This is a genomic window from Acidovorax sp. Root402, assembly GCF_001425125.1.
Lineage (GTDB): Bacteria > Pseudomonadota > Gammaproteobacteria > Burkholderiales > Burkholderiaceae_C > Acidovorax > Acidovorax delafieldii.
This window is the reverse complement of the sequence record NZ_LMDQ01000018.1, coordinates 73,701-100,654: the sequence shown is the minus strand read 5'-3', so window position 1 is coordinate 100,654 and position 26,954 is coordinate 73,701. Positions and strand designations below refer to the sequence as shown.

Below are 26,954 nucleotides of genomic sequence, written 5' to 3'. Positions count from 1 at the left end.
AGCGCCCATCGGTCAGACCAGCCGGCCGATGGGCACTATTCTGGGGCAAACCGCTTACTTCTTGATTTGCGACCAGACCTTGGAACGGATCTGCGCCGTCAGAGCGTCAGGCAGCGGCACGTAGTCCAGGTCAGCAGCCATGGTTTTGCCGTTCTTGAAGGCCCAGTCAAAGAATTTCAGGACTTCGGCTGACTGGGCTTTGTCTGCGGGGTCGGCGTACATGAGGATGAAGGATGCCGTGCTCACGGGCCAGCTGTTGGCACCCTTGGCGTTCACCATCGAAATACCCATGCCAGGCACGCTGAACCAGTCAGCGCTCGCAGCAGCCGCTGCAAAGGTGGCATCGTCGGGCGCCACATACTTGCCATCAGCGTTCTGCAGTTGCAGGAACGTCATGTTGTTCTTCTTGACGTAGGCGTACTCCACGTAGCCCAGGGCACCCTTCACACGGGTCACGTTGGCTGCAACACCTTCATTGCCCTTGCCACCCACGGAAGACTGAGCAGGCCACTTCACTGCAGCACCCTTGCCCACCGTGTCCGCCCATTCCTTGCTGACAGAGCTCAGGTAGTCGGTCCAGTTGAATGTGGTGCCCGAGCCATCGGCGCGGTGCACGATGGTGATGTTCTGGTCGGGCAGCGTCTTGCCAGGGTTCAGGGCTGCCAGCTTGGCATCGTTCCACTTAGTGATCTTGCCCAGATACATTTCGGCCAGGACGGTGCCGGTCACGCGCAGTTCGCCTGGCTTGAAGCCGTCCAGGTTCACCACAGGCACGGTGCCACCGATGATGGCAGGAAACTGCACCATGCCGTCTTTTTCCAGTTCAGCGCCCGACAGAGGGGCATCGGTAGCGCCAAAAGCCACGGTCTTGGCGCGGATCTGGCGAATACCACCCGAGGAACCGATGGACTGGTAGTTCAGACCCACGCCGGTTTCCTTCTTGTAGGCTTCAGCCCACTTGGCATACATCGGGAAGGGGAACGTAGCGCCGGCGCCGGTGATGTCTGCCGCAAAGGCGTTGCCCACTGCCAGGGCGGCCAGAGCTACTGCGACGGTTTTGAGAAATACGCGTTTCATGAAGTACCTTTCGGCAGGGGTTAACAGGAACAGAGCGAACTCTAGAGGCCTATCGTGACAATTCAGTGACACAAAAACCATCCTCAGACCATTGCAACACCCCTCGTGACGCGGCATCGCTGGCGTCATGAATGCGTCACACAACCTCGTCACACTCCCGCCATCTCCCGGTCACTTGCCCGCCCAGCCAATGGCGGCCCGCGCTTCGGATCAGGCCACGCGCATCGCGGTACGATGCCGCACGCAGCTCCCACCAAACACACATGCAGAACGGCACACGCCTCGCCGCAGTCGATCTCGGCTCCAACAGTTTTCGCCTGGAAATCGGGCGCTATGAGTTCGGACACGTCCAGCGGGTGGAATACCTCAAGGAAACCGTGCGCCAAGGCAACGGGCTGGATGAAGATCGGAACCTGACTCGCGACGCCATGGAGCGCGGCTGGGCTTGTCTGGCGCGCTTTGGAGAGCGCCTAGCAGGCTTTCCCCGCGCGCAGGTGCGTGCAGTGGCCACTCAAACACTGCGTGAAGCGCGCAATCGCGAAGAATTCCTGTCACGCGGCAGTGAGGTGCTTGGGTACCCTATCGACGTGGTGTCTGGCCCGGAAGAAGCTCGGTTGATTTACCAGGGTGTAGCCCGATTGCTGCCTCAGTCGGACGAGCGCCGCCTGGTGGTGGATATCGGAGGTCGGTCCACCGAATTGATCCTCGGCGAGCAGTTCACGCCCCACGCGGTGGCCTCCTTCCGGGTTGGCAGCGTCGCCTGGTCACAACGGTACTTTGCCAAGGGAGAGTTCTCTGCCCAGGCCTTCCTGGCGGCGGAGATTGCTGCCAAGGCGGTACTCGATGAGGCGCTGGAGACTTTTCGCCCCGATGCATGGGATGTTGCCTATGGGTCGTCTGGCACGGCGGGCGCCGTGGGGGACATTCTGTCCGCTGCCGGAGGTTCGCAGGGTCTGATCACCCGCGATGGGCTGAACTGGCTGCGGGAGCGTTTGCTCCGTGCCCAAAGTGCCGACCGGCTGCGCATGGACGGACTCAAGGAAGAGCGCCGTGCAGTCATCGGGGGGGGCATCAGCGTGCTGCGCGCCGTTTTTGACCTGCTGGACATCCACGAGATGCAGGTGGCGCAAGGGGCACTACGCCAGGGCGCCTTGTATGACCTTCTGGATCGGGAGCAACCCGGCACCGACCTTCGCACCACCACCGTCCAAGGGCTGATGCAGCGGTTTGGCGTGGACATGGAGCATGCAGACCGCGTGGCGCGCACCGCCTGCGCACTGTTTGACCAGGCTGCTCCACCCGGGAGCGAACGTGCCAGCCGCAAGCTGGATTGGGCCGCCCGCCTGCATGAGATTGGCTGCCGCATTTCCCACAGCGACTACCACCGACACGGCGCTTACATTCTCGACAACACTGACGCCGCTGGTTTTGCGGTGCCAGAACTGCACCGCCTGGGAGTGCTGGTGCAGGGGCAGCGGGGCAAGGTACGAAAGCTGGGGGTGGAACTCGACGATCCGATTTTTGTGCTGCAGCTCTTGTGCTTGCGCTTGGCCGTGGCCCTGTGCCACGCACGCCGGGAGCCCGATACCAAAGGGCTGTCATTGCAGGCGGACGGACAGCAATTTCAGGTCAGCGCGCGCCCTGGATGGGCCATCGCATACCCCCAGTCGGCCCACCTTCTGCGCGAAGAAGTTCAAGCCTGGCAAAAAACCCCCTGGGAGCTGGCTGTGGACATGCCTTGAGGGTAAACAACAAACGGTATAAACTGTTTATACCGTTTACCAATCTTCTGTCATGACCACTGCCACCACAACCCCCAGCCCCGTCGTCACCCCCGCCGCGCCCGCTGCCCAGCCCGCCAAGGCAGCCAAGCCAACCAAGCCGGAAACGGCACCCAAGGCTCCAAAGGCATCCAAGGCTGCAAAGCCCGCAAAAAAGGCCGTGGCAGAAAAGGCGCCAGCCTCCAAGCCAGCCACCGCGACCAAGGCAGCTTCCGCAGTGAAACCCACCAAGGCCACCGAGCCCAAGGGCAAAAAGCCCAAGCTGGTCCGTGACAGCTTCACCATCCCCAAAGACGAGTACGCGGTGCTCGACACCCTGAAAGACCGTGCCACAGCACTGGCCCACCCCGTCAAGAAAAGCGAGCTGTTGCGCGCAGGGCTCAAGGTGCTGGCAGGTCTGTCAGACAGCGCGTTGCGCAGCGCTTTGCAAGCTGTGCCTTCCATCAAGACCGGTCGCCCAAAGGCCGACACAGCTGAAGCCGCGCCATCTGTCACTGCAAAGGCAACGACCAAGACCAACGGCAAAGCAGGACGCAAGTAAACCTGTCCCGAGACACGGCGTGTCCAGGGGCACGGCTTCGGGCCCTCGGACATCGCCGGGTAAGCTAAAGAAACTCCGGTGACTGCACTGCCATGAGCACGGTCTGGCTGTGGTCCCAGCGCTGGCGCTGGCGCAACCACCACACGGAGCCCTTGCGCACAGGGCACTCGGGGGCCTGTAGTTGCAACAACTGGGCAACGGTCTGGCCCAGCATGGGCTGGTGCCCCACCACCAGAACAGCGCCCTTGGCACGCGGCCATTGCACGAGCTCTAGCAAATCCTGTGGTGTACCGCCAGGCAACAACTCGGCGCGCATCTTGAATTTGCGGCCCAAAGCGTGGGCAGTTTGCTCAGTCCGCCGCGCTGGACTTGCCACCACCCTCAGGCCTTCCGGCAGTTGACGATCAAGCCAGGCCGCCATGCGCGCCGCCTGCTTCTCGCCCCGGGCCGTGAGCGGGCGTGCAAGATCATCGCTACCGTCTTCTGCCTCTTCCGCCTCGGCATGACGCCAAAGGATCAAATCCATCATGCGACCCCTGGCTCCTCGCGACCCAGAGCAGGCCGTGGCCCATAGCGCACCATCAACGCGTTTTGGGCACCACTACCGTCCACCGGGTGCACCGCGCGGTCGTAGACGCCTGCGGCATTCAACGTCCAGGCATCGCGGTCATCACACAGGTAGGCCACCAAACATTCATCAATGATCTGCTGGCGCAGCTTGGGGTCAGTCACTGGCCACGCCAGCTCGACGCGGCGCATCATGTTGCGGTTCATCCAATCGGCACTCGACAGATAGAGGTCTTCTTCGCCCCCCGCGCGGAAATAGAAAACACGCGTGTGCTCCAGGAACCGACCAATCACCGAGCGCACCCGGATGTTGTCCGTCACTCCCGGCACCTGCGGGGCCAGCATGCAGGCCCCGCGCACAATCAGATCGATGCGTGCGCCGCGCTGCCCAGCGAGGATCAACGCCCGCATCAATCCCTCGTCGGTCAGGGCATTCATCTTGGCAACGATCCGTGCGTCTTCCCCACGGCTGGCAGCCAGTCCCACGCGCTCGATTTTTTCGATCATGCGGCGATGCAAATGGAACGGTGCCAGCATGAGCTTGCGCAGCTTGGGAGGCCGGTTCTGGCTGGCCAGGTGATTGAAAACACCGTCCATATCGGCAGTGGTTTCTTCATCTGCCGTGAGGTAACTCAGGTCTGTGTACAGCTTGGCCGTACGCACGTTGTAGTTGCCAGTGGAAAGATGGCCGTACCGGCGTAACTGCCGCCCTTCACGGCGCGTGACGAGCAGCATCTTCGCGTGGGTCTTGAGGCCCACGACGCCATAGACCACCTGCGCCCCAATCGACTCCAGCGCCTCTGCCCAATTGATGTTGGCCTCCTCGTCAAAGCGTGCTTTCAGCTCCACCACCGCCATCACCTCCTTGCCTCGGCGCACCGCCTCGCTGAGCAGGTCCATGAGTTCGGAGTCGGCGCCTGTGCGGTAGATGGTCTGTTTGATGACCAGCACGTCCGGGTCGTTCACAGCCTCCCGCAGGAACGCAAGCAAACCATCAAAGCTCTCGAACGGCTGGTGGATCAACACGTCGCGCTCGCGCAGTTGACCCATGATGGACACCCCTGGCTGGAGTTGACGTGGCCAAGCGGAACTCCATGGCGGGAACAGCAACGCGGGATCGTTCACCAAGTCCACCAGCTGATTCAGGCGCACCAAGTTCACAGGACCATGTACACGGTACAAGGCCGCGTTGGGCAGATCAAATTGCTGCAACAAGAAGTCGGACAGGAAGCGAGAGCAACCCGCAGAGACTTCCAGGCGCACAGCCTGTCCGTAATGACGGTGCTGCAGGCCTTGCCGCAGGGCGGTGCGCAGGTTACGAACATCCTCTTCGTCCAGTGCCAGATCGGAGTGGCGTGTGACACGAAACTGGGAAAACTCCGTCACTTCGCGGCCAGGAAAGAGGTCTTCCAAATGGGCACGCACGATGCTGGACAAGCTGACGAACAACGCCCCGTCGGACGCAACCTTCTTTGGCATACGGATCAGACGGGGCAGTGCACGCGGCACCTTGACGATGGCGATTTCGTTCTCGCGGCCGAAGGCATCATGCCCCTTGAGACGCACTATGAAGTTCAACGACTTATTAGCCACCTGCGGAAACGGGTGGGCCGGGTCGAGTCCCACCGGAATCAACAAGGGACGGACCTCGCGCGCAAAATACTCGTGCACCCACCGCCTCTGCTCTGCGGAGCGGTCACCATGCGCCACGATACGTATCCCATGCTTTGCAAATGCGGGAACCAGTGCTTCGTTGTACAGCGCGTATTGCCGCTCTACCAGGTCGTGTACCTGGGCGGACAGGGCCTCGAACGACGCTGCGGTGTAGAGCCCCTTGGTCTCGCCCTTCTTGGCCGCCGTGATGTGCGCTGCGGCACGTACTTCAAAAAATTCGTCGAGGTTGGATGACACGATGCACAGGTAGCGCAGCCGCTCCAGCAGCGGGACATCTGTGCGAACCGCCCAGTCGAACACGCGTTCGTTAAATGCCAGGATGCTGTGGTCGCGGTCCAGAAACATGTGGGGAGCAACGCCCGTGACAGCCCCCACAGCCGCAAAATCGTTGTCATGTGACACGGCGTGCGAGGAGTCCCCGACAGCATCGAGGTGCTCGCGCTGCAAAGGGATGGAATCAACAGGAGGCAGGGGCAGCATGGATACGCGCGTACAGCAATTGCAGAATCGCTGCAGTATTTAACGCCCAGATGACAACTGCGTGACAGACTTTGTGACAGACACGAAAACTCCCTGCGAGCTGGAGCGGGCTGGTACCAGGTACTGTTGAAACAGCCTGGCCGCATGTGCCCATGTGAACTCCAGCGCCCGGCTTCGTGCTTCGGACCTTGGTATGGACAAGGCCTGCTGCGTGGCCGCCAGAAGGCTCGCGTGCAACACGCCGCCCATCGGCACCCTGCCGTCCCCTGCACCCAGGACCTCCCGCGGACCATCTTCAGGAAAGGCAGCGACCGGCGTGCCGCAAGCCATTGCCTCCAGCATGACCAGCCCAAAGGTTTCGGAGCGGCTCGGAAACACAAAGACATCGGCCGAGGCGTAGATCTGTGCCAGCGCCTCCCGGTCCAGAATGCCAAGCCAGCGTACCTGCGGGTACTTGGCTTTCAGCCGTGCCTCGAGCGGGCCTACACCACACACCACCTTCGTGCCCGGCATGTCCATCTGCAAAAAGGCATCGATGTTCTTTTCATATGAAATGCGCCCCACATACAGCGCCACAGGATGCGCCAGAACGCCAGTGAGCGGACTCTGACAGACCTCACCATGAAAGCGAAACGCCTGGGTATCCACACCGTGCGTCCACAACCGCAGTTGGCGAAAGCCCCGCTGCTGCAGCATTTGCAAGACACCCTGCGTAGGAACCATTACCCCCGACGAAGGGCGATGAAAATGCCTGAAAAGCGCATAACCCCAACCCAGTGGTATGCGCAAGGCTGCCTGAAGAATCTCGGGAAACCTTGTGTGAAAGGCTGTGGTGAATGCCAGGCCACGCTTGAGACAGTAACGACGCCCCGCCCAGCCCAAAGGCCCCTCGGTCGCCAGATGAATGGCATCGGGCTGCAGGGCGTCCAACTTCTGGGTGAGTAACTTGTAGGGTCGCACCGCCAGATCAATGCCAGCGTAACCGGGACAAGGACGGGTAGAAAACTGACCAGGATGCAGCACCTGCACGTCATGCCCGGCATCTTCCAGCTCTCGCACCAACTCGACCAAAGTGGTCACCACGCCATTGACCTGTGGCAGCCATGCATCAGTTAGCAGCGCAATCTTCATGCGGACACCCGTGTGGTCTGGCTGGACAGATTGGCTGCGGGCACAGCGGGCCATTGCAACAGCTCCAGCCGACCATCAAGGTGCTCGACGAGTGCTGTGTGGCTCTCCACCCAGTCGCCATCGTTGCAATACAAGGTGCCACCAATCTCGCGCATCTCCGCGCGGTGGATATGTCCGCAGACCACTCCATCGTGCCCGCGGCGACGGGCCTCTGCGGCCACCGCCACTTCAAAATCGGTGACGTAGTTGAGCGCCTTTTTTACCTTGCCTTTCAGGTAAGCTGACAAAGACCAATACGGAAGCCCCATCCGCGCCCGAAGGATGTTGAGATGGCGGTTCAGCTTGAGCGTGAATTCATAGAGGTTGTCACCCACATAGGCGATCCATTTGGCACACTGGATCACACCATCGAAGTGGTCACCATGCGTGACCCACAGGCTGCGCCCATCTGCAGTGGTGTGCACAGCATCGGACACCACCTCGATACCGCCAAAAGAATTCCCCACAAAGGCTCGGGCAAATTCGTCGTGGTTGCCAGGAACAAACACCACGCGGCCCCCCTTGCGCGCGCGACGCAACAGCTTTTGCACCACATCGTTGTGCGCCTGTGGCCAGAACCACCGGCGGCGCAACTGCCACCCATCGACGATGTCTCCCACCAGGTACAGATGGTCGCTGGGATGGTGCTTCAGAAAATCCAGAAGCGCTTCAGCCTGACACCCAGGCGTGCCGAGGTGCAAATCCGAAATGAACACAGCACGGAACCAGCGTTGACCGGCGAACGCCACAAGGGCGTCGGGCTCTGCATCCTGCGGCACCTGGGACTCGTTCAACCAAGGGCCCAGGGCGTCGAACGCGGCACGCACCGGTCAGGCCCCCAGAAAATGCTTGCGGTAGCGGGGATGCAGGTCGGCCAGCCGCATCAGCATGGGCAGGTCGGCGGTATTGAAGTCCGGATCCCACGCCGGTGCACCCAGTACACGGGCGCCCAGTCGCAGATAGCCTTTGATCAAGGCCGGTGGGTCCACGGCAATGGATCCGTCCAGATGCTCCACGGGCAACGGCAGGCGCGGCAGCACGTGGTATTCGATGGGTGCCAGATGGGTCTTTCGCACTTGCTGCCAGATGCTGGCCGCCGCGTCGCCGCTAACCACGCCATTGTGAAGCATGGGAATGCTGGCGCAGCCGATCATCGTGTCGAGTTCGTTGCGCACCATGAAGTCCGCCAGCGCGCTCCACAGCGCCATGATCACGCCGCCGTGGCGGTGGTCGGGATGCACACAGCTGCGGCCCAGCTCCACCATGCGCGGGCGCAGCGTGCGCAAGCGCGTCAAGTCGAATTCGGTGTCGCTGTAAGTTCCGCCCACCCGCTTGGCCTGCGCGGGCGTCAGCACCCGGTAAGTCCCAATGACTTGCTGGCTCGGAGCGTCGCGCACCAGAAGATGCTCGCAATAGTCGTCAAACAGGTCCACGTCGTGGCCAGGAATGGGGGTCGTCAATCGAGCGCCCATCTCTGCCGCGAACACCTCAAACCGCAAGCGCTGTGCCTCACGGACCTCATCCAGATGCCTGGCCCAAGTCACCTCGATAGCACCACGCGCCGGGATAGCATGCACGGCGCCCGGCACAACACCAGAAGGCTGAACAATACCGGTACCTGTAGCCTCCGGCGATGTGGACAACTGCATCAAAGTGGGCAGGTCGTTCATGGACAACGTCTCCTTCGGTAAGAACGGGCACAGCTGGAATTTCCAAACAGAGCGGGAATCCGCTTTCCTGGCCGGGAGTGTGAAAGCCGCGCATGACATGCCCATGTCTTCGGCGTGTCAACGCCATGACAATGCGCGCTTTCCATTGGCACGGGGCCCTCACTAATGGCCTGCATAATTGACTGAGGAACTCCGCCGTGCCTTCCCCCGCCCTGCCCCCCACACGCAGCCCCATCGCAGCCTTTGTGGCTGTGTTTGTGCTTGCAGCCGCCTGCGCTGGTGCTTTGATCTGGACGCTGGAACGCCAGGAACGTGCGCAGCAGCGCACCCAAGCCGCCGATGTGGCGGGCGATCATGTCCAGGCCCTGCAGCGTGCCATCGAGTTGGCACTGTCGGCCAACAACACCCTGGTGGCGCTGGTGCGCCAGGGCCACGGGAAGGTTCCCCAGTTCGAAGAAATCGGCGTGCAGATGCTGCCTTTCTACCCGGGCATCGCGGCCATGGGCCTGTCCCCGGGAGGGGTAGTGCAGCAGGTTGTTCCCCGTGCAGGCAACGAAAATTCGATTGGTTTTGACCAGCTCAACGACCCCCGCCAAGGGGCGGAGTCAGCCCGTGCCCGCGAGTCCGGCGTGTTGACGCTGGCGGGGCCCATGGAGTTGGTCCAGGGCGGCCTGGGCGTCGTGGGGCGCCAACCGGTGTACCTGGAAGATGACCTGGGGCGCCGGAGCTTCTGGGGTTTTACTTACGTCACCATCCGTCTGCCCGAGGTGCTGGCCACCGCCCGGCTGCCCCAGCTCAAGGAACGGGGTTTTCACTATCGATTGTGGCGTGTCCGCCCGGATAACAACCAGGAGCAGACCATCGCGACGTCTGACCCTCCGCCCACCGGTGACGCTGTTGGCCGGTCCCTGACCCTGCCCAATGGCCAGTGGACGCTCAGCCTGACACCCGCCAAGGGATGGGGCGCGCCAGGTGTGCTGGCTCTGCGCTGTGCCTTGGGCTTGCTGTTTGCGTTGCTGATGGGCTACCTGGCGCGCTTGCTGGTCGAATTGAAGGTGCACGAGCGCGGTCTTGCGACACAGGTGGCCCAGCGGACCTCCGAGATCCAGGCCACACAGCAGCAGCTGCGCGCCACCATCGATGCAATTCCCGATCCGTTGTTTGAAATCGACCAGGACGGCCGCTATTGCAGCGTGCACAGCCCTCGTGCCGAGTTGCTCATGGGCCCTGCTGAGCAATTGATCGGCCGCAATGTCACCGAGGTGTTACCCGCACTGGCTGCACTGACTGTGATGGATGTGCTCAATGAAGCGCAATCCCAGGGATGGTCCACTGGACGCCAGATCATGCTGGACCTGCCTGGCCTGGGGCCCACCTGGTTCGAGCTTTCTGCGGCCCGCAAGGCAGGATCAGCGGGAGGAAAACCCCGGTTCATTGTGCTGTCCCGCGACATTTCTGAACGCAAGCGGTCGCAAGAACAACTGCAGTTGACGGCCCAGGTGTTTGACCAGAGCGGCGAGGCCATCGTGATTGCCGACGCAGCCCAGACCATCGTGCGCATCAACCGGGCATTCAGCCGCATCACTGGCTACTCCGAAGCGGAGGCCGTAGGTCAGTCGATGCGCCTGCTCACGGTGGCAGAGTCCACCCGAGACTTCGACGCCGACCTGGTGTACGCCCATCTCACCAAAGAAGGGCACTGGGAAGGCGAAGCCTGGGGCCGCCGCAAGGATGGATCGACCTACCCCCAGTGGCTGTCCGTCAGCCGCGTGCGCGATGGCAATGGCAGCACCACCCACTCCATCACGCTGTTCCGCGACATCACCCTGCAACGCGAGGCTCAGGACCGCATCCAGCGCCTCGCGCATTTCGACCCCCTCACTGACCTGCCCAACCGTGCGCTCCTGGCAGAGCGCGCCCAACGCCACATCGAACAAGAGCAAGCGCGGGGCGGAACGCTGGCCTTGCTGTTCCTGGACCTGGACCATTTCAAGAACGTCAACGACTCGCTGGGGCACCGCATTGGCGACATCCTGCTGGTGGCAGTAGCGCGACGGCTGGAGTCCCTGCTGGGCGCACAGGACACCGTATCGCGCCTGGGAGGGGATGAATTTTTGCTGCTGCTACCCGCTGCCTCGGCCCTGCAGGCGGCCGACGTAGCCAACCGTTTGCTGATGGCCGTGGCGCAGCCGTTTCAGGTGGAGCCTTACGAACTCACCACCACCCTGTCCGTAGGCATTGCCATGTATCCGGCTGACGGAGACTCGTTCGACACCCTGTACCAGCGTGCTGATGCCGCCATGTACCGTGCCAAGCAAAGCGGGCGCAACCGCTTTGGCTTTTTCACCGCCGACCTGGAGGCACGGACCGCCCGAGCCTTACAGATCGAAAACGCACTGCGCCGGGCACTGGAACGCAACCAGTTCGAGCTGCACTACCAACCCCAGGTGTCACTCACCACGCGCCAAGTGGTCGGTGCCGAGGCGCTGCTGCGCTGGAGCCACCCCGAGCTGGGCATGGTGTCCCCGGCGGAGTTCATCCCTGTGGCCGAAAGCAGCGGCATGATCGTCGCAATTGGCGAGTGGGTGCTGAACACTGCCGTGCATGACGCCAAGCGCTGGCTGGACCTTCAATTGCCACTGCGGGCTGTGTCAGTCAATCTGTCGGCGGTGCAGTTCCGCCACCCCCAGTTGCCCGAGATGGTGACACGCTGCCTGCAACAAGCCGGACTGCCTGCGCGTCGGCTGGAGCTGGAGCTGACCGAGGGGGCTGCGGTAGACGACCCCGCTGCTGCACTGGCCATGATGGACCAATTGCATGACCGGGGCGTGCGGCTTTCGATGGATGACTTTGGCACGGGATATTCGTCGTTGAGCTACCTCAAGCGCTTCCAGATCTACAAGCTCAAGATCGACCAGTCATTTGTGCGCGACCTGGACGACGACGCCAATGACCGGGCCATTGTCAGCGCCATCATCCGCATGGCGCAGGCCTTGGGCATGCAGACGACCGCCGAGGGGGTGGAGACCGATGGCCAGCTGGAGTTTCTGCGCGCGCAGGGCTGCGACGAAGGCCAGGGTTACCTGTTCAGCCGCCCCCTGGCAGCCGATGCCTTTGAGGCCTATCTGCGGGAACACTTGGGACGCTAAAAACGCCGGGCAACGCGTCTCTGCACCCTCTCGCGCCAGAGCTCCTGGCTCCTGGCGACTGCACTTACATCAGCCGTACGGCAGAACCTGCAGCGCTGTACCTGAGGCATACCCTCAAACGGCTTGTAAGCTGCCGCTGCTACACTTTGGCACAATTTTCTGAGGCCGTCTGGCCCTGCCGCCTGTTCTGGTCTTATGTATTCGCTGTTCAGCACTCCGCCCTCGCAGCGCGCCGGAGTGCCCCCTGACACCCCCCTGCAACGCACCTTGCGTGAACAACAAACCCTCCTGGACAGCGCGGGAGTGGGTATCGTGTTCCTGCGCCAGCGCAGCGTGGTGCGCTGCAACCAGCGGTATGCCGAAATTTTCGGCTATGCCAGCCCCGCCCACTTGGTAGGGCTCAACACCGAAGCCTTCTATCCAGACCGGGATGCATTCCGGGACCTCGGGCGCACGGCTTATCCCGCGCTGGCCCAGGGGCAGTCATTCCGGATTGAACGCCAGTTGCGTCGTCAGGACGGCACACTGTTCTGGGGCAGCCTCACGGGGCGCCTGATCAATCCGCACGACACCGGAGAAGGCTCGATCTGGATCGTGGACGACATCGATGAGCAAAAGCGTGCCCACGCCGCGCTGAATGCCGCTGTGCGGGAAAAGCAGTTGCTGTTTGACAGCGCGATGGTCGGCATCGTCTTTCTGCGAGACCGGCATCTGACCCGCTGCAACCACCATTTTGAACAGATGCTGGGCTTTGAGCCGGGCGAACTCATTGGCAGCTCGTCGCGTCGCTGGTACGCCAGCGATGCTGCCTGGCAAGAAGTGGGCGACCGCTGCTACCCCTCGCTGGTGGCCGGACAGTCGTACGAGGGCGAGGTGGAGCTATGCCGCAAGGACGGCACCCCTGTGATTTGCGAAGTACGCAGCAAATGCATCGATCCCGCCGACCCTGCCCAGGGGACCATCTGGATCACCATGGACATCACCGACCGCAAACGCGCGCAGGCGGTGCTGGCCCAGGCCCATGAGGAGCTGGAGCGGCAGGTGCAAGACCGCACGCGCGAGCTGCGCGAGACAGTGGAAAACCTGCACCGTGAAATCAATGACCGCAAGGCCGACCAAGAGCGCATTTACTGGTTGGCCCACTACGATGCGTTGACCGGTCTGCCCAACCGTGCCCTGCTGGCAGAACGTGCGCAGCAGGCCATTCGGGTGGCGCAGGAGAACCAGACGCCGCTGGCCGTCATCTTCCTGGACCTGGATCACTTCAAGCATGTGAACGACTCTCTGGGCCACCGGGTGGGCGATGTGCTGCTGGTCGAAATTGCCAAGCGCCTGCGTGCGGTGGTGCGCGACAAGGACACGGTGTCGCGCCTGGGAGGGGATGAGTTCATCCTGCTTCTGCCAGGCGCCGACGCGCGGGGTGCAGCCAGGGTCGCCAGCAAGTTGCAGGAGGCATCCCGTCAGCCGTACCAGATCGATCACCACGAGCTGACCATGGCCCCGTCGATGGGCATTGCGCTGTTCCCCCAGGACGGACACGATTTCGATACTTTGACCCAGTCGGCAGACGTGGCCATGTACCGCGCCAAGCTGGACGGACGCAACACCTTTCGCTTCTTTACCCCCGAGATGCAGGCCCAGTCGGTACGGGCCCTGCAGCTCGAAAACGCATTGCGCCGTGCGCTGGAGCGCGAACAGTTCCACCTGCACTACCAGCCACAGATGAACCTGGCCACGGGTACTGTGCGCAGTGTGGAAGCCCTGCTGCGCTGGCAACACCCCCAGCTCGGTGCGATTTCTCCGGGAGAGTTCATCCCCATCGCCGAAGACAGCGGCCAGATTCTGCAGATCGGCGAGTGGGTGCTGCGCACAGCGCTGGCCCAGCTCAAGGCATGGCGCAGCTGCGGGTTTCCCGAACTCACAATGGCAGTGAACCTGTCAGCCATTCAATTTCGCCAGCCACAGCTGCCAGAGCTGGTGAGCCGGGTGCTCGCGGAGTTTGACCTGCCCCCCGATTCGCTGGAACTGGAGCTGACGGAGGGGGTGGCAGTGGACGACCCCCATGCGGCGGTGGCCACCATGGACCAGTTGCATGCGCGTGGAGTGCGGATGTCGATGGACGACTTCGGCACGGGCTATTCGTCACTCAGCCAGCTCAAGCGGTTCCAGATCTTCAAGCTCAAGATCGATCAATCCTTTGTGCGCGACCTGGGCAACGACAGCAACGACCGCGCCATCGTCAGCGCCATCATCCGCATGGCGCAGGCGCTGGGCATGCGTACTACCGCTGAAGGCGTGGAAACCGAGGGGCAACTGGCCTTTTTGCACGAACAAGGTTGCGACGAAGCGCAGGGCTACCACTTCAGCACGCCACTGCCCGCGGAGCAACTGGAACGCTTCATGCGGCAACACACGACCGCACACTGACCAGCCTCAAGACCCTTTCCAGCGCGGCGGACGCTGCTGCACTCCGCCGATAGTCCAAGACGTCAACCCGCGCGGGCTGCGTCGGCCAGGCGCTGAGCGCAAGAGCTGGCCAACTGCGCGTCGCGCGCCTCCACCATCACACGCAGCAGAGGCTCGGTGCCACTGGCGCGGATCAGTACGCGGCCCGAGGAGCCCAACTGCTGCTCCACCGCCTGCGTGGCCTCTGCCAGTAAACGGTTGGCCTTCCAGTCCTGCCCTGGCGCCAGTCGGACGTTGAGCAAGACCTGCGGGTAGAGCGTGATGCCTGCCAGCAGCTGCGCCAGCGTGCGGCCACTGCGCACACAAGCCTGCAGCACCTGCAGGGCACTGACCAAACCGTCGCCGGTGGTGTGTCGGTCCAGGGCCAGCAGATGCCCGGACCCCTCCCCGCCCAACACCCAGTGGTGGCGCGCCAGTTCTTCCAGCACGTACCGGTCACCGACCTTGGCGCGTACAAACTTCACTCCCTTGGCCAGTAGCGCCACCTCTACCGCCATGTTGGTCATCAGCGTGCCCACCACGCCAGGCACGTGCTCGTCACGGCCCATGCGGTCTGCCGCCATCAGGTACAGCAGCTCGTCACCGTTGTACAGCCGCCCATTGGCGTCCACAATCTGCAGCCGGTCTGCATCCCCATCCAGGGCAATGCCATAGTCGGCACGGTTCGCGCGCACAGCGCGCACCAACGCGTCGGGGTGTGTCGCACCGACCTCGTGGTTGATGTTGAGGCCGTCGGGTGCGCAGCCAATCGACAGCACTTCCGCACCCAGCTCGTGGAATACCTTGGGCGCCACCTGGTAGGCGGCTCCGTGGGCAGCGTCCACCACTATCTTCAGGCCCTTGAGCGTCAGGTCCTGGGGAAACGTGCTCTTGCAAAACTCGATGTAGCGCCCGGCCGCATCATCCAGGCGCCGGGCCTTGCCCAGGCTGGCTGAATCGACCCAGACGGGTGGTTCGGCCAGTGCGGCTTCCACCGCCAGCTCCCAGGCGTCCGACAGCTTGGTGCCTTGCGCGCTGAAGAACTTGATGCCGTTGTCAGGGTAGGCGTTATGGCTGGCGCTGATGACCACGCCCAGACTGGCGCGCTGGGCGCGGGTCAGGTAAGCCACGCCTGGCGTGGGCAACGGCCCCAGCAGCACCACATCCACCCCTGCCGAGTTGAAGCCAGACTCCAGCGCGCTTTCAAGCATGTAGCCAGAGATGCGGGTGTCCTTGCCGATCAACACTGTGGGCCGCTCTTCCGTGCGGCGTAACACGCGACCCACGGCATGGGCAAGGCGCAGCACAAAATCCGGTGTGATGGGCGGCTGCCCCACAGTGCCGCGGATGCCGTCGGTTCCAAAGTATTGGCGTGTCATGTTCTGGCGTCTCCTCGTACGGATCTCAGTATGTTGTTGTCAAAGGCGAGGACCTGGCGCCCCACTACCTGCTCTCGAATCACTGGCCCCTCAGCCAGATCGCTGCATCGCAGACCACACTGCCAGTGCCGCCACCGTCTCGCGTACATCGTGCACACGCACTACCGACGCGCCCCGCTCCACCGCGAGCAAGGCGGCGGCCACACTGGGTACCATGCGTTGGCTCACCTCCAGCCCTGTGATCGTGCCCAGCGATGACTTGCGCGACCATCCCGCCAGCAGCGGGTAGCCAGCGGTCAATAGCTCGGACTGTCGTGCCAGCAACGCAAAGTTCTGTTCCACCGTTTTGCCGAAACCAATGCCCGCATCCAGCAGGATACGAGCCTTTTCGACCCCAAGCGCTAGTAGATTATGCGCCTGCAGCTGCAAAAATGATAGCACCTGGGGCACCACATCCCCCCCCATAGGCGCCTGCTGCATGGTCTGCGGGTCGCGGTGCATATGCATCAGGCACACACCACACTGCGGGTGCGCAGCCACCGCTGCCGCAGCTCCTGGCTGCCGCAGGGCCCAGATGTCGTTGACGATGTCAGCCCCCAGATCCAGCACAGCACGCATGACCTCCGGCTTGTAGGTGTCCACTGAAATCGGGACACCCAGCGCCACAGCCTCACGCACCAAGGGAACGACGCGAGACAGCTCCTCATCCAGCGGCACAGCAGGGCTGCCCGGGCGGGTGGACTCACCACCGATATCCAAAATATCTGCGCCCTCTTTCAACAGCTGTTCGCAATGCCGTAGCGCCGCAGCCGTGGAGCCATGGCGCCCACCATCGGAGAAAGAATCAGGAGTGACGTTGACGACGCCCATGACCTGGGGACGGACCAAGTCAATTGCGAAGCGAGAGGTTTGCCAGATCATGCCGATCACACCCGTGCAGATTTCGAAATAGCGGCTCGACAAAGCATTCCGCAAGAAAAAACGATGGTCCCCATGAAAAACGGGGCACAAGGCCCCGTTCAGACGGCTGGACCGCGAGCCCAGTCAGGCTGCCGTCGGTGCAGTATCCGTGGCTACAGCTGGAGTGCCACCACTGGAGTTATCACCACCAGAGGGAGGGGTGCGTGGCGTCCAGTCCTTGGGAGGACGAGGTTCCTTGCCCGCCATGATGTCGTCCAATTGCTCGGTATCGATGGTTTCCCATTCGAGCAAGGCCTTGGCCATGGCGTGCATCTTGTCACTGTTCTCTTCGATCAAGCGGCGGGCGAGGTTGTACTGCTCGTCGATGATGCGGCGCACTTCCATGTCCACCTTTTCCATGGTCTGTTCGCTCATGGTGGTGGTCTTGGTGACCGAGCGGCCCAGGAACACTTCGCCTTCGTTCTCGGCGTAAACCATCGGCCCCAGGGCATCGGTCATGCCGTAGCGCGTGACCATGTCGCGGGCGATGTGGGTCGCGCGCTCGAAGTCGTTGCTGGCGCCGGTGGTCATCTGGTTCATGAACACTTCTTCGGCAATGCGGCCACCGAACAGCATGCTGATCTGGTTGAGCATATATTCGCGATCATAGCTATAACGGTCCTGCGCGGGCAGGCTCATCGTCACGCCCAGAGCACGGCCGCGGGGAATGATGGTGACCTTGTGCACGGGGTCGCACTTGGGCAGCAACTTGCCGATCAGCGCATGGCCTGACTCGTGGTAAGCCGTGTTGCGGCGTTCTTCCTCGGGCATGACCATACTCTTGCGCTCGGGGCCCATGAGGATCTTGTCCTTGGCCTTCTCGAAGTCCTGCATCTCCACGGTGCGCGCATTGCGGCGGGCAGCCATCAGGGCGGCTTCATTACACAGATTGGCCAAGTCGGCACCACTCATGCCGGGGGTACCACGGGCGATGATGCCAGGCGCCACATCCTGACCAATCGGGATCTTGCGCATGTGCACGTTCAGGATCTGCTCGCGGCCACGGATGTCGGGCAGCGTCACATACACTTGGCGGTCAAAACGGCCAGGACGCAGCAGGGCGGCGTCCAGAATGTCAGGGCGGTTGGTGGCGGCCACCACGATGACGCCCAGGTTGGTTTCAAAGCCGTCCATCTCGACCAGCATCTGGTTCAGGGTCTGCTCGCGCTCGTCGTTGCCACCGCCCAGGCCAGCGCCACGCTGCCGGCCCACCGCGTCGATTTCATCGATGAAGATGATGCAAGGAGCGTTCTTCTTGGCGTTGTCGAACATGTCGCGCACGCGCGCCGCGCCCACGCCAACGAACATTTCCACGAAGTCGGAGCCGGAGATGCTGAAGAACGGCACCTTGGCTTCGCCAGCGATGGACTTGGCCAGCAGGGTCTTGCCAGTACCGGGAGGCCCCACCAGCAGCAGGCCACGGGGAATACGGCCGCCGAGCTTTTGGAACTTTTGTGGGTCTTTGAGGAAGTCCACCACTTCCTTGACTTCTTCCTTGGCCTCGTCGCAGCCTGCCACGTCAGCGAACGTGACCTGGTTGTTGTTCTCGTCCAGCATGCGCGCCTTGCTCTTGCCAAAGCTGAAGGCGCCGCCCTTGCCGCCACCTTGCATCTGGCGCATGAAGTACACCCACACGCCAATCAACAGCAACATGGGCCCCCAGCTGACAAGGAGGGTCATGAGCAAGGAGCCTTCCTCACGAGGCTTCACGTCGAACTTGACGTTGTGATTCAGCAGGTCACCCACCAGACCACGGTCCAGCACCGAAGCGTTTGTGCGGATCTTGCGATCATCGGTGGTGACCGCAACAATCTCGCCACCGCTCAGCCCTTCGGGAATGGTGGCGCTTTTGATGCGGTTGTTGCGGACTTCGTCCAGAAACTCGGAATACCCGACGTGGCCTGCACTGGCGCCGCTGCGAGTGTCAAACTGCTTGAACACCGTGAACAGCACCATGGCAATGACCAGCCATACGGCAATTTTTGAAAACCACTGATTGTTCAAGCGGGGCTCCAGTTGCAGGGAACAGAAAACGGACACACTGCCGTCATGGCACGCATGTGCGGCCCATTTTAGGTCTTTCAAGCCACGGGACCAGCTCTATTCCCCCTCACGCCCATGGAATCAGCGCGGGCTTTGCAGCCAAAGTTCACGGATTCTTGACCTGAGGCAAGTCTAGACAGGCTGCTTTTTCAGCCCCATGCCCACCAGGAAGGTTTCTGACGACTTGTCGCGCGACGCCTTGGGTTTCAAGGGTTTGACGACCTTGAAGGTCTGCTTGAACAGGGTGACCAGATCGCTGTATCCGCTGCCATGGAACAGCTTGACCACCAGGGCGCCTTCCGGTTTCAAATGGTTGCACGCGAAATCCACAGCCAACTCCACCAAATGCGCAATCCGTGCTGCATCGGCCGACTCGATGCCCGACAGGTTGGGCGCCATGTCAGACACCACCACGTCCACCACCCGGCCGTCGAGCGCCTGCTCCAAGCGCTCCAGCACCTCAGGCTCACGAAAGTCTCCGTTCAAGTAGGTAACGCCTTCAATGGGGTCCATGGGCAGAATGTCCAGCGCAATGATCACCCCGTTGAGTTGCCCCGCAGCGGCGCCAGCGGGCGACATGCGCCTGCGCAGATACTGGCTCCACGCCCCCGGTGTGGAGCCCAGGTCGACCACCGTATAACCAGGCTTGATGAGGCCCAGTTGCTCGTCAATCTCCTTGAGCTTGTAGGCGGCACGGGCGCGGTAACCCTCCTTCTGTGCCAATTTGACATAGGTGTCGTTCACGTGGTCGTTGAGCCACGCCTTGTTCACCTTCTTGCTCTGGGTTTTGACTTTCATATGACGGTATTGTCTCTCGACAATCGCTGTAGCTGGTGACTTGAAAGCCTTGCCGCACTTGGGAGGTGGAGTCACCCCACCACGGGCCGCAGACATAATACGGGTATGCCCCAAATTCAACTGACTCCTGCCGAGCGCCGGGAACAACGCGCCAATGCCCACCACCTGGACCCCGTGGTCCTGATCGGCGGCGATGGCCTCACCCCTGCCGTGAAGAAGGAAATCGACGCCGCCCTCAACGCCCATGGCCTGATCAAGGTGCGTGTTTTCAACGACGACCGCGTGGCGCGCGAGCTGATGTACCAGGAGCTGACCGCCGAACTCAACGCGGCACCCATACAGCACATCGGCAAACTGCTGGTGCTGTGGCGGCCCCAGCCTGTCAAAGAGCGAACCATCGACGAAGACCGGATGCCCGGCCCACGCGATGTCAAGGTACTGAAGTACAGCAAACGGGGTGGTCAGCGCCCCGAGATCAAGCAGTTGCGTGTGCTCGGCAACCAGCGTCTTACGTCAGGCGGCCAGATCAAGCGCGCCAAGCCCAAGCAAAAATCCATCAAGAAGCGCCAGGCTGACTGATGACCGCTGAAGCAGTATCTGCAACCATTGCAGCACCTGCCGGCATGGCGCCAACCCGCCACATCCTCTGCATGAAATGGGGCACGAAATACGGCCCCGACTACGTCAACCGGCTGTACGCCATGGTGCGTCGACATCTGAGCGGAGACTTCCGTTTTGTCTGCCTCACCGATGACAGCGCCGGTATCCGTAGCGAAGTGCAATGCCTGCCCATTCCTGCACTGGATCTACCGCCAGGCATTCCCGAGCGGGGCTGGACCAAGCTGGCCACCTTCAGCGCAGACTTGCATGGACTGCGGGGCACCGCCCTGTTTCTGGACGTGGATGTGGTCGTCACCGGCAGCCTGGATGATTTTTTCACCCAGCCCGGCGAATTTCTGATCATTCACGACTACAAACGCCCATGGCGCATCACGGGAAACTCGTCGGTCTACCGCTTCGAGCTTGGCGCCCATCCGGATGTGCTAGCGTATTTTCGCGAACACTTCGCGGAGATCCGCGCACAGTTTCGCAACGAACAGGCCTACCTGTCCGACTTCTTGCACAAGCGGGGCAAGCTGCAATACTGGCCCGCTGCGTGGTGCCCCAGTTTCAAGTACCACGGGATACCGCCGTGGCCCACCAATTACTGGCGCGCACCGTTTGTACCCGAAGGCGCACGCATCGTGATTTTTCACGGGGAATGCAATCCCCCGGATGCGCTGGCGGGGAGGCGCAACCGCCGGTTCCGCTACATCCGCCCAGCTACCTGGGTGGCGGAACACTGGCACGAATAGGCGCGGCGGCGGGCAGGCTTGCCCTCAAGAGAAAAGTCTACGCCGCAGTAGGTCTGTCAGCGAGTCGCTTGCCTGACCGTCAATCGCTGGCGGACCGCTCTTCCACTGCCGTGTGCGATCCTGGCCGAAGCGTTTGCCAGAATACTGCCAAGGCGCAGCCCCATTGCACCGCGTACATCACTGTCCCCACGCTGTGCCACAGACGCAAGTCCTGCCGGGCCACAATGCGGGGCGCCACACCAAACTGGTTGAGCAATGCCAGCAACAGGCCGCCCAGAACGAACAGCATGGCAGCGCGTGCCCACGGATATTGGGTCACCCCATGCCGAGGTCTGGACAGCAGCAGCAGCACCACACAGCACACCACAGCCACCCAGGTTTGCGCCGCAAACAGCCGGGCCGCCACCTGTCCCGCCAGGGAAGGGGATGGCAGATAGGCGAACAACAGCGGCACCACCAAAAAGCCGATGGTGGTGAGACTGCCCCACCACAAGGCCGCCACCAGAGCGGGAAGTCGCGGGCGCATGCCCAGCCACATGGCAGCCATCACACCATCACTGGTAGCTGACCGCCACCACTTCATAGCGGCGGATGCCACCGGGGGCCTGCACCTCAGCGGTGTCGCCCTCCTCCTTGCCAATGAGGGCACGCGCGATGGGGCTGGAAATATTGATCAGGCCTCGCTTGAGGTCCGCCTCGTCTTCCCCGACGATCTGGTATTTCACCGTGTCGCCCGACTCTTCGTCCTCCAGTTCGACCGTGGCGCCAAACACCACCTTGCCGCCACCATCCACCGCACTGGGATCGATGACCTGGGCCACCGAGAGCTTGCCCTCGATCTCCTGAATGCGGCCTTCGATAAAGCCCTGGCGGTCCTTGGCTGCGTCGTAATCGGCGTTTTCACTCAGGTCGCCCTGCGCACGCGCTTCGGCAATGGCCGAGATCACAGCGGGACGCTCCACGGTCTTGAGTCGGTGCAGCTCTTCCTTGAGCATTTCGGCGCCGCGCTTGGTAATTGGAATGGTGGCCATGAGATTGAGTCTCCACAAGTCAAAACGGTGAAAGTGCAATGCACTTCCACCGATCTGTCGCCACGCTGCGCCCCGCAAAACACTGGCGGGTGCACATGGCACATCTACAAAAGGAAACCGCCGCACGTTGCCGCGCGGCGGTGTTAGTTCGGCTGCAATTATGCCGTGTTTGCGGCGGCAAAAGCCACCGCAAAAACCCGGTCAGGCAGCCAGTTGAGCGTGCAGTTCCTGCACGGAATACACGTCGAGCTTGTCGAGGTACTTCATGCCCTCGACGGCCGCCTCGGCACCAAAGATGGTGGTGAAGGTGGTCACGCGGGCCAGCAGCGACGAGGTGCGGATCGCGCGAGAGTCTGCAATCGCATTGCGGCGCTCTTCCACCGTGTTGATGACCATGACAATCTCATTGTTCTTGATCATGTCCACGATGTGCGGACGGCCTTCCGTGACCTTGTTGACCACCACCACCGGGACGCCCGCCTCGGCGATGGCCGCAGCGGTGCCCTTGGTCGCCACCAGATCGAAGCCGAGCGCCACCAGCTGGCGGGCAATGTCCACCGCGCGGGGCTTGTCGTTGTTCTTCACGGTGAGGAACACCTTGCCCGACGTCGGCAGCTTGGTGCCCGCGCCCAGCTGGCTCTTCACGAACGCTTCCCCAAAGGTCTTGCCCACGCCCATCACCTCGCCGGTGGACTTCATCTCGGGGCCGAGGATGGTGTCCACGCCCGGGAACTTGACGAAGGGGAACACGGCTTCCTTCACGCTGAAGTAAGGCGGTGTCACTTCCTTGGTGATGCCCTGCGAAGCCAGCGACTGGCCCGCCATGCAGCGCGCTGCGACCTTGGCCAGCTGGATGCCGGTGGCCTTGGAGACAAACGGCACCGTGCGCGATGCGCGGGGGTTCACTTCCAGCACGTAGATCACGTCCTTGCCATCCACTTCCTGGATGGCGAACTGCACGTTCATCAGGCCCACCACGTTCAGGCCTTCGGCCATGGCAGCCGACTGGCGCTTGAGCTCGTCCACGGTGGCTTGCTTGAGGTAGTACGGCGGCAGCGAGCAGGCCGAGTCACCCGAGTGCACGCCGGCTTGCTCGATGTGCTCCATCACGCCACCGATGAAGGTCTTGCCTTCGGGGTCGCGCAGGCAATCCACATCGCACTCGATGGCGTCGTTCAGGAAGCGGTCGAGCAGCACGGGCGAGTCGTTGCTCACCTTGACGGCCTCGCGCATGTAGCGCTCCAGGTCGCGCTGCTCGTGCACGATTTCCATCGCGCGGCCGCCCAGCACGTAGCTGGGGCGCACCACCAGGGGGTAACCCAGCGTGGCGGCCTTTTCCAAAGCCTCGGCTTCGGTACGCGCCGTGGCATTGGGCGGCTGGCGCAGCCCGAGGTCGCCCAGCAGCTTCTGGAAACGCTCGCGGTCCTCGGCCGCGTCGATCATGTCGGGGCTGGTGCCGATGATCGGCACGCCTTCGGCTTCCAGGCCCAGTGCCAGCTTGAGCGGCGTCTGGCCGCCGTACTGCACGATCACACCGTGTGGCTTTTCCTTGTCCACGATCTCGAGCACGTCTTCCAGCGTCAGCGGCTCGAAGTACAGGCGGTCGGAGGTGTCGTAGTCGGTCGAAACCGTTTCAGGGTTGCAGTTGACCATGATGGTTTCGTAGCCATCCTCGCGCATGGCGAGTGCGGCATGCACGCAGCAGTAGTCGAACTCGATGCCCTGGCCGATGCGGTTCGGGCCACCGCCCAGCACCATGATCTTTTTCTTGTCCGTCGGCGCAGCTTCGCACTCTTCCTCGTAGGTCGAATACATGTAGGCCGTGTTGGTGGCGAACTCGGCAGCGCAGGTGTCCACGCGCTTGTACACGGGGCGAACGTTCAGCGCGCGGCGTGCTTCGCGCACCGATTTCTCGGTGGTCTTGAGCAGCTTGGCCAGGCGGCGGTCGGAGAAGCCCTTCTTCTTGAGCGTACGCAGCGTGTCGGCATCCAGCGTAGCCAATGCCACATCACCCTTGTCGGCGGCGAGCTGGTCGAGTTCGAGTTCGATTTTCACGATCTCTTCGATCTGCACCAGGAACCACTTGTCGATCTTGGTAAGGTCGTACACCTCGTCCACCGACAGGCCCATGGCAAACGCGTCGCCCACGTACCAGATGCGCTCGGGACCGGGCTCGCCCAGTTCCTTTTCGAGCACTTCGCGGTCCTGGGTCTTTTCGTTCATGCCATCCACGCCCACTTCCAGACCACGCAGGGCTTTCTGGAAGGACTCCTGGAAGGTGCGGCCCATGGCCATGACCTCGCCCACAGACTTCATCTGGGTGGTCAGGCGGCTGTCGGCCGTCGGGAATTTCTCGAACGCAAAACGTGGGATCTTGGTGACCACGTAGTCGATCGAAGGCTCGAACGAGGCAGGCGTGGCGCCGCCGGTGATTTCGTTCTTGAGCTCATCGAGCGTATAGCCCACGGCCAGCTTGGCCGCGACCTTGGCAATCGGGAAGCCCGTGGCCTTGGACGCCAGCGCCGACGAACGCGACACGCGCGGGTTCATCTCGATGACGATCATGCGGCCGTCCTTCGGATTGACCGAGAACTGCACGTTGGAGCCGCCCGTGTCCACGCCAATCTCGCGCAGCACCGCGAGCGACGCGTTGCGCATGATCTGGTATTCCTTGTCGGTCAGCGTCTGCGCGGGGGCCACCGTGATCGAGTCCCCTGTGTGCACGCCCATCGGGTCCAGGTTCTCGATGGAGCAGATGATGATGCAGTTGTCCGCCTTGTCGCGGACCACTTCCATCTCGTACTCCTTCCAGCCGAGCAGCGACTCTTCAATCAGCAACTCGTTGGTGGGCGAGGCTTCCAGGCCGCGCTTGCAGATGGTCTCGAACTCTTCGGGGTTGTACGCAATGCCGCCGCCGGTACCGCCCAGCGTGAAGCTGGGGCGGATCACGGTGGGGAAACCCACGGTCTTTTGCACGGCCCAGGCTTCGTCCATGCTGTGGGCGATGCCGGAGCGCGCGGAGCCCAGACCGATCTTGGTCATGGCGTCCTTGAACTTTAGGCGGTCTTCGGCCTTGTCGATGGCTTCGGGTGTGGCGCCGATCAACTCGACCTTGTACTTGTCGAGCACGCCGTTGCGCCACAGGTCCAGCGCGCAGTTCAGCGCAGTCTGGCCGCCCATGGTGGGCAGGATGGCGTCGGGGCGTTCCTTGGCAATGATCTTCTCGACCGTCTGCCAGGTGATGGGCTCGATGTAGGTGACGTCGGCGGTGGCCGGGTCGGTCATGATCGTGGCAGGGTTGCTGTTGATCAGGATGACCTTGTAGCCTTCTTCACGCAGGGCCTTGCAGGCCTGCACGCCGGAGTAGTCGAACTCGCAGGCCTGGCCGATGATGATCGGGCCAGCACCAATGATGAGGATCGATTTGAGGTCTGTGCGCTTTGGCATTATTTCTTCTCCATCAGCGCGGTGAAGCGGTCAAACAGGTAGGCGATGTCGTGCGGGCCGGGCGATGCCTCGGGGTGGCCCTGGAAGCAGAACGCAGGCTTGTCGGTGCGCTCAAGCCCTTGCAGCGTGCCGTCGAACAGGCTGATGTGCGTGGGGCGCAGCGTGGCGGGCAGCGAGGCCATGTCCACGGCAAAGCCGTGGTTTTGGCTGGTGATGCTCACGCGGCCGTTGTCCAGGTCCTTCACCGGGTGGTTGGCACCATGGTGGCTGTTGTCCATCTTGAAGGTCTTGGCGCCGCTGGCCAGTGCCATGATCTGGTGGCCCAGACAGATGCCGAAGGTGGGCACGCCTGCATCAACGATCTGGCGGGTGGCTTCGATGGCGTAGTCGCAGGGCTCTGGGTCGCCAGGGCCGTTGGACAGGAACACACCGTCCGGCTTCATGGCCAGCACGTCGGCCGCGGGCGTCTTGGCGGGCACCACGGTGAGCTTGCAGCCACGTTCGGCCAGCATGCGCAGGATGTTCTTCTTGACGCCGAAGTCGTATGCCACCACGTGGAAGCGCGGGGCAGCCTGTGTGCCATAGCCTTCGCCCAGCTTCCACTCGGTCTGGTCCCAGGTATAGGTCGCAGGGGTGGTCACCACCTGGGCGAGGTCCAGACCCTTCATGCTGGGCGCGGCCTTGGCAGCCGCCAGGGCTTCGTCGATGCGCGCCTGCGTCACAGCCTCACCAGCCGCCAGGCCCAGGATGGCGCCGTTCTGCGCGCCCTTGTCGCGCAGCAGGCGGGTGAGTTTGCGGGTGTCGATGTTGGCAATGGCCACCGTCTTCTCGCGCACGAGGTACTGCGAAAGCGTTTCGGTGGATCGGAAGTTGCTGGCCAGAAGAGGCAGGTCTTTGATGATCAGGCCTGCAGCATGGACCTTGTCGGCTTCGATGTCTTCCGCATTGACGCCGTAATTGCCGATGTGCGGATACGTCAGGGTGACGATCTGCTGGCAGTAGCTGGGGTCGGTGAGGATTTCCTGGTAGCCGGTGATGGCGGTGTTGAACACCACTTCACCGACCGTGGTGCCGGTGGCACCGATCGAGTTACCGATAAAGACCGTGCCGTCTGCGAGCGCCAGGATGGCGGGCGGGAAGTTTCCCTTGAGAGACAAAAGCACTGGGTTCTCCGGATGGTTACGGTCGCCCGGCGCCTGCAGACCACTCGCACACTCGAAGCGCGATGGTGCCAATGGCTGCTCTCAGATGGGTTGTTGCTTTGGGTGCGGTCGGGCGACGCTGTTGCGAGAAAAGCTCCCGATTATACCTTCCGTCGCTGACACCTCCGCAATGCACGCCTTGCATAACCCTGATACCAACGTCTATGAGCTGCAGGACCAAGACT

The 26,954-nt window shown here is 62.3% G+C and carries 20 protein-coding genes; 6 read left to right on the top strand and 14 right to left on the bottom strand.

The window, feature by feature from the left end; all coding sequences use genetic code 11:
- Nucleotides 1–54: 54 nt before the first annotated feature.
- Nucleotides 55–1,077, bottom strand: coding sequence for a phosphate ABC transporter substrate-binding protein PstS (gene pstS / locus ASC83_RS20910; RefSeq protein ID WP_056067249.1), 1,023 nt, complete (start codon nucleotides 1,075–1,077; stop codon nucleotides 55–57).
- Nucleotides 1,078–1,340: 263 nt separating this feature from the next.
- On the opposite strand from pstS, the gene ASC83_RS20905 reads away from it, so the two are divergent.
- Together ASC83_RS20905 and ASC83_RS20900 are read left to right on the top strand one after the other, a co-directional pair.
- A complete protein-coding gene (locus ASC83_RS20905) occupies nucleotides 1,341–2,819 on the top strand; it encodes a Ppx/GppA phosphatase family protein (RefSeq protein ID WP_056067246.1) in 1,479 nt (492 codons plus the stop codon).
- Nucleotides 2,820–2,871: 52 nt separating this feature from the next.
- Nucleotides 2,872–3,399, top strand: coding sequence for a hypothetical protein (locus ASC83_RS20900; RefSeq protein WP_056067243.1), 528 nt, complete (start codon nucleotides 2,872–2,874; stop codon nucleotides 3,397–3,399).
- A gap of 64 nt (nucleotides 3,400–3,463) precedes the next feature.
- Here the strand turns inward: ASC83_RS20900 and sixA are convergent, their stop codons facing one another.
- The 5 genes from sixA to ASC83_RS20875 all read right to left on the bottom strand — a co-directional run bounded on the left by sixA (nucleotide 3,464) and on the right by ASC83_RS20875 (nucleotide 8,960).
- Nucleotides 3,464–3,928: a phosphohistidine phosphatase SixA gene (gene sixA, locus ASC83_RS20895; protein WP_056067241.1), complete on the bottom strand. Its 465-nt coding sequence runs from the start codon at nucleotides 3,926–3,928 to the stop codon at nucleotides 3,464–3,466.
- Complete coding sequence (ppk1, locus tag ASC83_RS20890; RefSeq protein WP_099732066.1) at nucleotides 3,925–5,985, bottom strand: polyphosphate kinase 1; 2,061 nt, start codon at nucleotides 5,983–5,985, stop codon at nucleotides 3,925–3,927. Before ppk1 ends, sixA begins: the two co-directional genes overlap by 4 nt.
- 174 nt (nucleotides 5,986–6,159) lie before the next feature.
- A complete protein-coding gene (locus ASC83_RS20885; RefSeq protein WP_056067239.1) occupies nucleotides 6,160–7,251 on the bottom strand; it encodes a glycosyltransferase family 1 protein in 1,092 nt (363 codons plus the stop codon).
- Nucleotides 7,248–8,117, bottom strand: a complete 870-nt coding sequence (locus ASC83_RS20880; protein WP_056067237.1) for a UDP-2,3-diacylglucosamine diphosphatase — start codon at nucleotides 8,115–8,117, stop codon at nucleotides 7,248–7,250. Before ASC83_RS20880 ends, ASC83_RS20885 begins: the two co-directional genes overlap by 4 nt.
- A gap of 3 nt (nucleotides 8,118–8,120) precedes the next feature.
- Nucleotides 8,121–8,960, bottom strand: a complete 840-nt coding sequence (locus tag ASC83_RS20875; protein ID WP_056067235.1) for a GNAT family N-acetyltransferase — start codon at nucleotides 8,958–8,960, stop codon at nucleotides 8,121–8,123.
- 197 nt (nucleotides 8,961–9,157) lie between these two features.
- Between ASC83_RS20875 and ASC83_RS20870 the strand changes: the two genes are divergently transcribed.
- Both ASC83_RS20870 and ASC83_RS20865 read left to right on the top strand, forming a co-directional pair.
- Nucleotides 9,158–12,109 carry an EAL domain-containing protein gene (locus tag ASC83_RS20870; RefSeq protein ID WP_056067233.1) on the top strand — a complete coding sequence of 984 codons (2,952 nt, stop codon included), beginning with the start codon at nucleotides 9,158–9,160 and terminating at the stop codon, nucleotides 12,107–12,109.
- 195 nt (nucleotides 12,110–12,304) lie between these two features.
- Entirely contained in the window at nucleotides 12,305–14,536 is a 2,232-nt protein-coding gene (locus ASC83_RS20865; RefSeq protein WP_056067231.1) for an EAL domain-containing protein, read from the top strand.
- A 62-nt stretch (nucleotides 14,537–14,598) separates the two neighbouring features.
- Here ASC83_RS20865 and glmM read toward each other — a convergent pair whose 3' ends face one another.
- From glmM to ASC83_RS20845, 4 genes are all read right to left on the bottom strand, one after another.
- Nucleotides 14,599–15,933, bottom strand: coding sequence for a phosphoglucosamine mutase (gene glmM, locus ASC83_RS20860; RefSeq protein ID WP_056067229.1), 1,335 nt, complete (start codon nucleotides 15,931–15,933; stop codon nucleotides 14,599–14,601).
- Nucleotides 15,934–16,023: 90 nt separating this feature from the next.
- Nucleotides 16,024–16,854 carry a dihydropteroate synthase gene (folP, locus tag ASC83_RS20855; RefSeq protein ID WP_056067768.1) on the bottom strand — a complete coding sequence of 277 codons (831 nt, stop codon included), beginning with the start codon at nucleotides 16,852–16,854 and terminating at the stop codon, nucleotides 16,024–16,026.
- Nucleotides 16,855–16,977: 123 nt separating this feature from the next.
- Nucleotides 16,978–18,897, bottom strand: coding sequence for an ATP-dependent zinc metalloprotease FtsH (gene ftsH / locus ASC83_RS20850; RefSeq protein WP_056067227.1), 1,920 nt, complete (start codon nucleotides 18,895–18,897; stop codon nucleotides 16,978–16,980).
- Between the two features lie 171 nt (nucleotides 18,898–19,068).
- Entirely contained in the window at nucleotides 19,069–19,734 is a 666-nt protein-coding gene (locus ASC83_RS20845; protein ID WP_056067225.1) for an RlmE family RNA methyltransferase, read from the bottom strand.
- A gap of 105 nt (nucleotides 19,735–19,839) precedes the next feature.
- Here ASC83_RS20845 and ASC83_RS20840 point away from each other — a divergent pair, with 105 nt between their 5' ends.
- On the top strand, nucleotides 19,840–20,313 hold the full coding sequence (locus ASC83_RS20840) for a YhbY family RNA-binding protein (RefSeq protein ID WP_056067223.1): 474 nt from the start codon (nucleotides 19,840–19,842) through the stop codon (nucleotides 20,311–20,313).
- A 44-nt stretch (nucleotides 20,314–20,357) separates the two neighbouring features.
- The gene (locus ASC83_RS20835; RefSeq protein ID WP_369817016.1) at nucleotides 20,358–21,089 is read left to right on the top strand and encodes a glycosyltransferase; all 732 of its coding nucleotides are present in this window, start codon (nucleotides 20,358–20,360) and stop codon (nucleotides 21,087–21,089) included.
- 79 nt (nucleotides 21,090–21,168) lie between these two features.
- Here the strand turns inward: ASC83_RS20835 and ASC83_RS20830 are convergent, their stop codons facing one another.
- The 4 genes from ASC83_RS20830 to carA all read right to left on the bottom strand — a co-directional run bounded on the left by ASC83_RS20830 (nucleotide 21,169) and on the right by carA (nucleotide 26,730).
- Nucleotides 21,169–21,615: a DUF4149 domain-containing protein gene (locus ASC83_RS20830; protein WP_056067767.1), complete on the bottom strand. Its 447-nt coding sequence runs from the start codon at nucleotides 21,613–21,615 to the stop codon at nucleotides 21,169–21,171.
- Between the two features lie 28 nt (nucleotides 21,616–21,643).
- Complete coding sequence (greA, locus tag ASC83_RS20825) at nucleotides 21,644–22,120, bottom strand: transcription elongation factor GreA (protein ID WP_056067220.1); 477 nt, start codon at nucleotides 22,118–22,120, stop codon at nucleotides 21,644–21,646.
- A 201-nt stretch (nucleotides 22,121–22,321) separates the two neighbouring features.
- Nucleotides 22,322–25,567, bottom strand: a complete 3,246-nt coding sequence (gene carB, locus ASC83_RS20820; RefSeq protein ID WP_056067217.1) for a carbamoyl-phosphate synthase large subunit — start codon at nucleotides 25,565–25,567, stop codon at nucleotides 22,322–22,324.
- The gene (carA, locus tag ASC83_RS20815) at nucleotides 25,567–26,730 is read right to left on the bottom strand and encodes a glutamine-hydrolyzing carbamoyl-phosphate synthase small subunit (protein WP_056067215.1); all 1,164 of its coding nucleotides are present in this window, start codon (nucleotides 26,728–26,730) and stop codon (nucleotides 25,567–25,569) included. The genes carB and carA overlap by 1 nt, the downstream gene beginning before the upstream one ends.
- Nucleotides 26,731–26,954 lie beyond the last annotated feature (224 nt).

Bases quoted from the DNA above. Each gene is read 5' to 3' on its own strand.
- ASC83_RS20835 (WP_369817016.1), top strand. From the start codon at position 20,358: ATGGCGCCAACCCGCCACATCCTCTGCATGAAATGGGGCACGAAATAC.
- ASC83_RS20830 (WP_056067767.1), bottom strand. From the start codon at position 21,615: ATGCGCCCGCGACTTCCCGCTCTGGTGGCGGCCTTGTGGTGGGGCAGT.
- folP (WP_056067768.1), bottom strand. From the start codon at position 16,854: ATGATCTGGCAAACCTCTCGCTTCGCAATTGACTTGGTCCGTCCCCAG.
- greA (WP_056067220.1), bottom strand. From the start codon at position 22,120: ATGGCCACCATTCCAATTACCAAGCGCGGCGCCGAAATGCTCAAGGAA.
- ASC83_RS20845 (WP_056067225.1), bottom strand. From the start codon at position 19,734: ATGAAAGTCAAAACCCAGAGCAAGAAGGTGAACAAGGCGTGGCTCAAC.
- ppk1 (WP_099732066.1), bottom strand. From the start codon at position 5,985: ATGTTTCTGGACCGCGACCACAGCATCCTGGCATTTAACGAACGCGTG.
- ASC83_RS20900 (WP_056067243.1), top strand. From the start codon at position 2,872: ATGACCACTGCCACCACAACCCCCAGCCCCGTCGTCACCCCCGCCGCG.
- sixA (WP_056067241.1), bottom strand. From the start codon at position 3,928: ATGATGGATTTGATCCTTTGGCGTCATGCCGAGGCGGAAGAGGCAGAA.
- pstS (WP_056067249.1), bottom strand. From the start codon at position 1,077: ATGAAACGCGTATTTCTCAAAACCGTCGCAGTAGCTCTGGCCGCCCTG.
- ASC83_RS20865 (WP_056067231.1), top strand. From the start codon at position 12,305: ATGTATTCGCTGTTCAGCACTCCGCCCTCGCAGCGCGCCGGAGTGCCC.
- ASC83_RS20885 (WP_056067239.1), bottom strand. From the start codon at position 7,251: ATGAAGATTGCGCTGCTAACTGATGCATGGCTGCCACAGGTCAATGGC.
- glmM (WP_056067229.1), bottom strand. From the start codon at position 15,933: ATGACACGCCAATACTTTGGAACCGACGGCATCCGCGGCACTGTGGGG.
- ASC83_RS20840 (WP_056067223.1), top strand. From the start codon at position 19,840: ATGCCCCAAATTCAACTGACTCCTGCCGAGCGCCGGGAACAACGCGCC.
- ASC83_RS20905 (WP_056067246.1), top strand. From the start codon at position 1,341: ATGCAGAACGGCACACGCCTCGCCGCAGTCGATCTCGGCTCCAACAGT.
- ASC83_RS20875 (WP_056067235.1), bottom strand. From the start codon at position 8,960: ATGAACGACCTGCCCACTTTGATGCAGTTGTCCACATCGCCGGAGGCT.
- carB (WP_056067217.1), bottom strand. From the start codon at position 25,567: ATGCCAAAGCGCACAGACCTCAAATCGATCCTCATCATTGGTGCTGGC.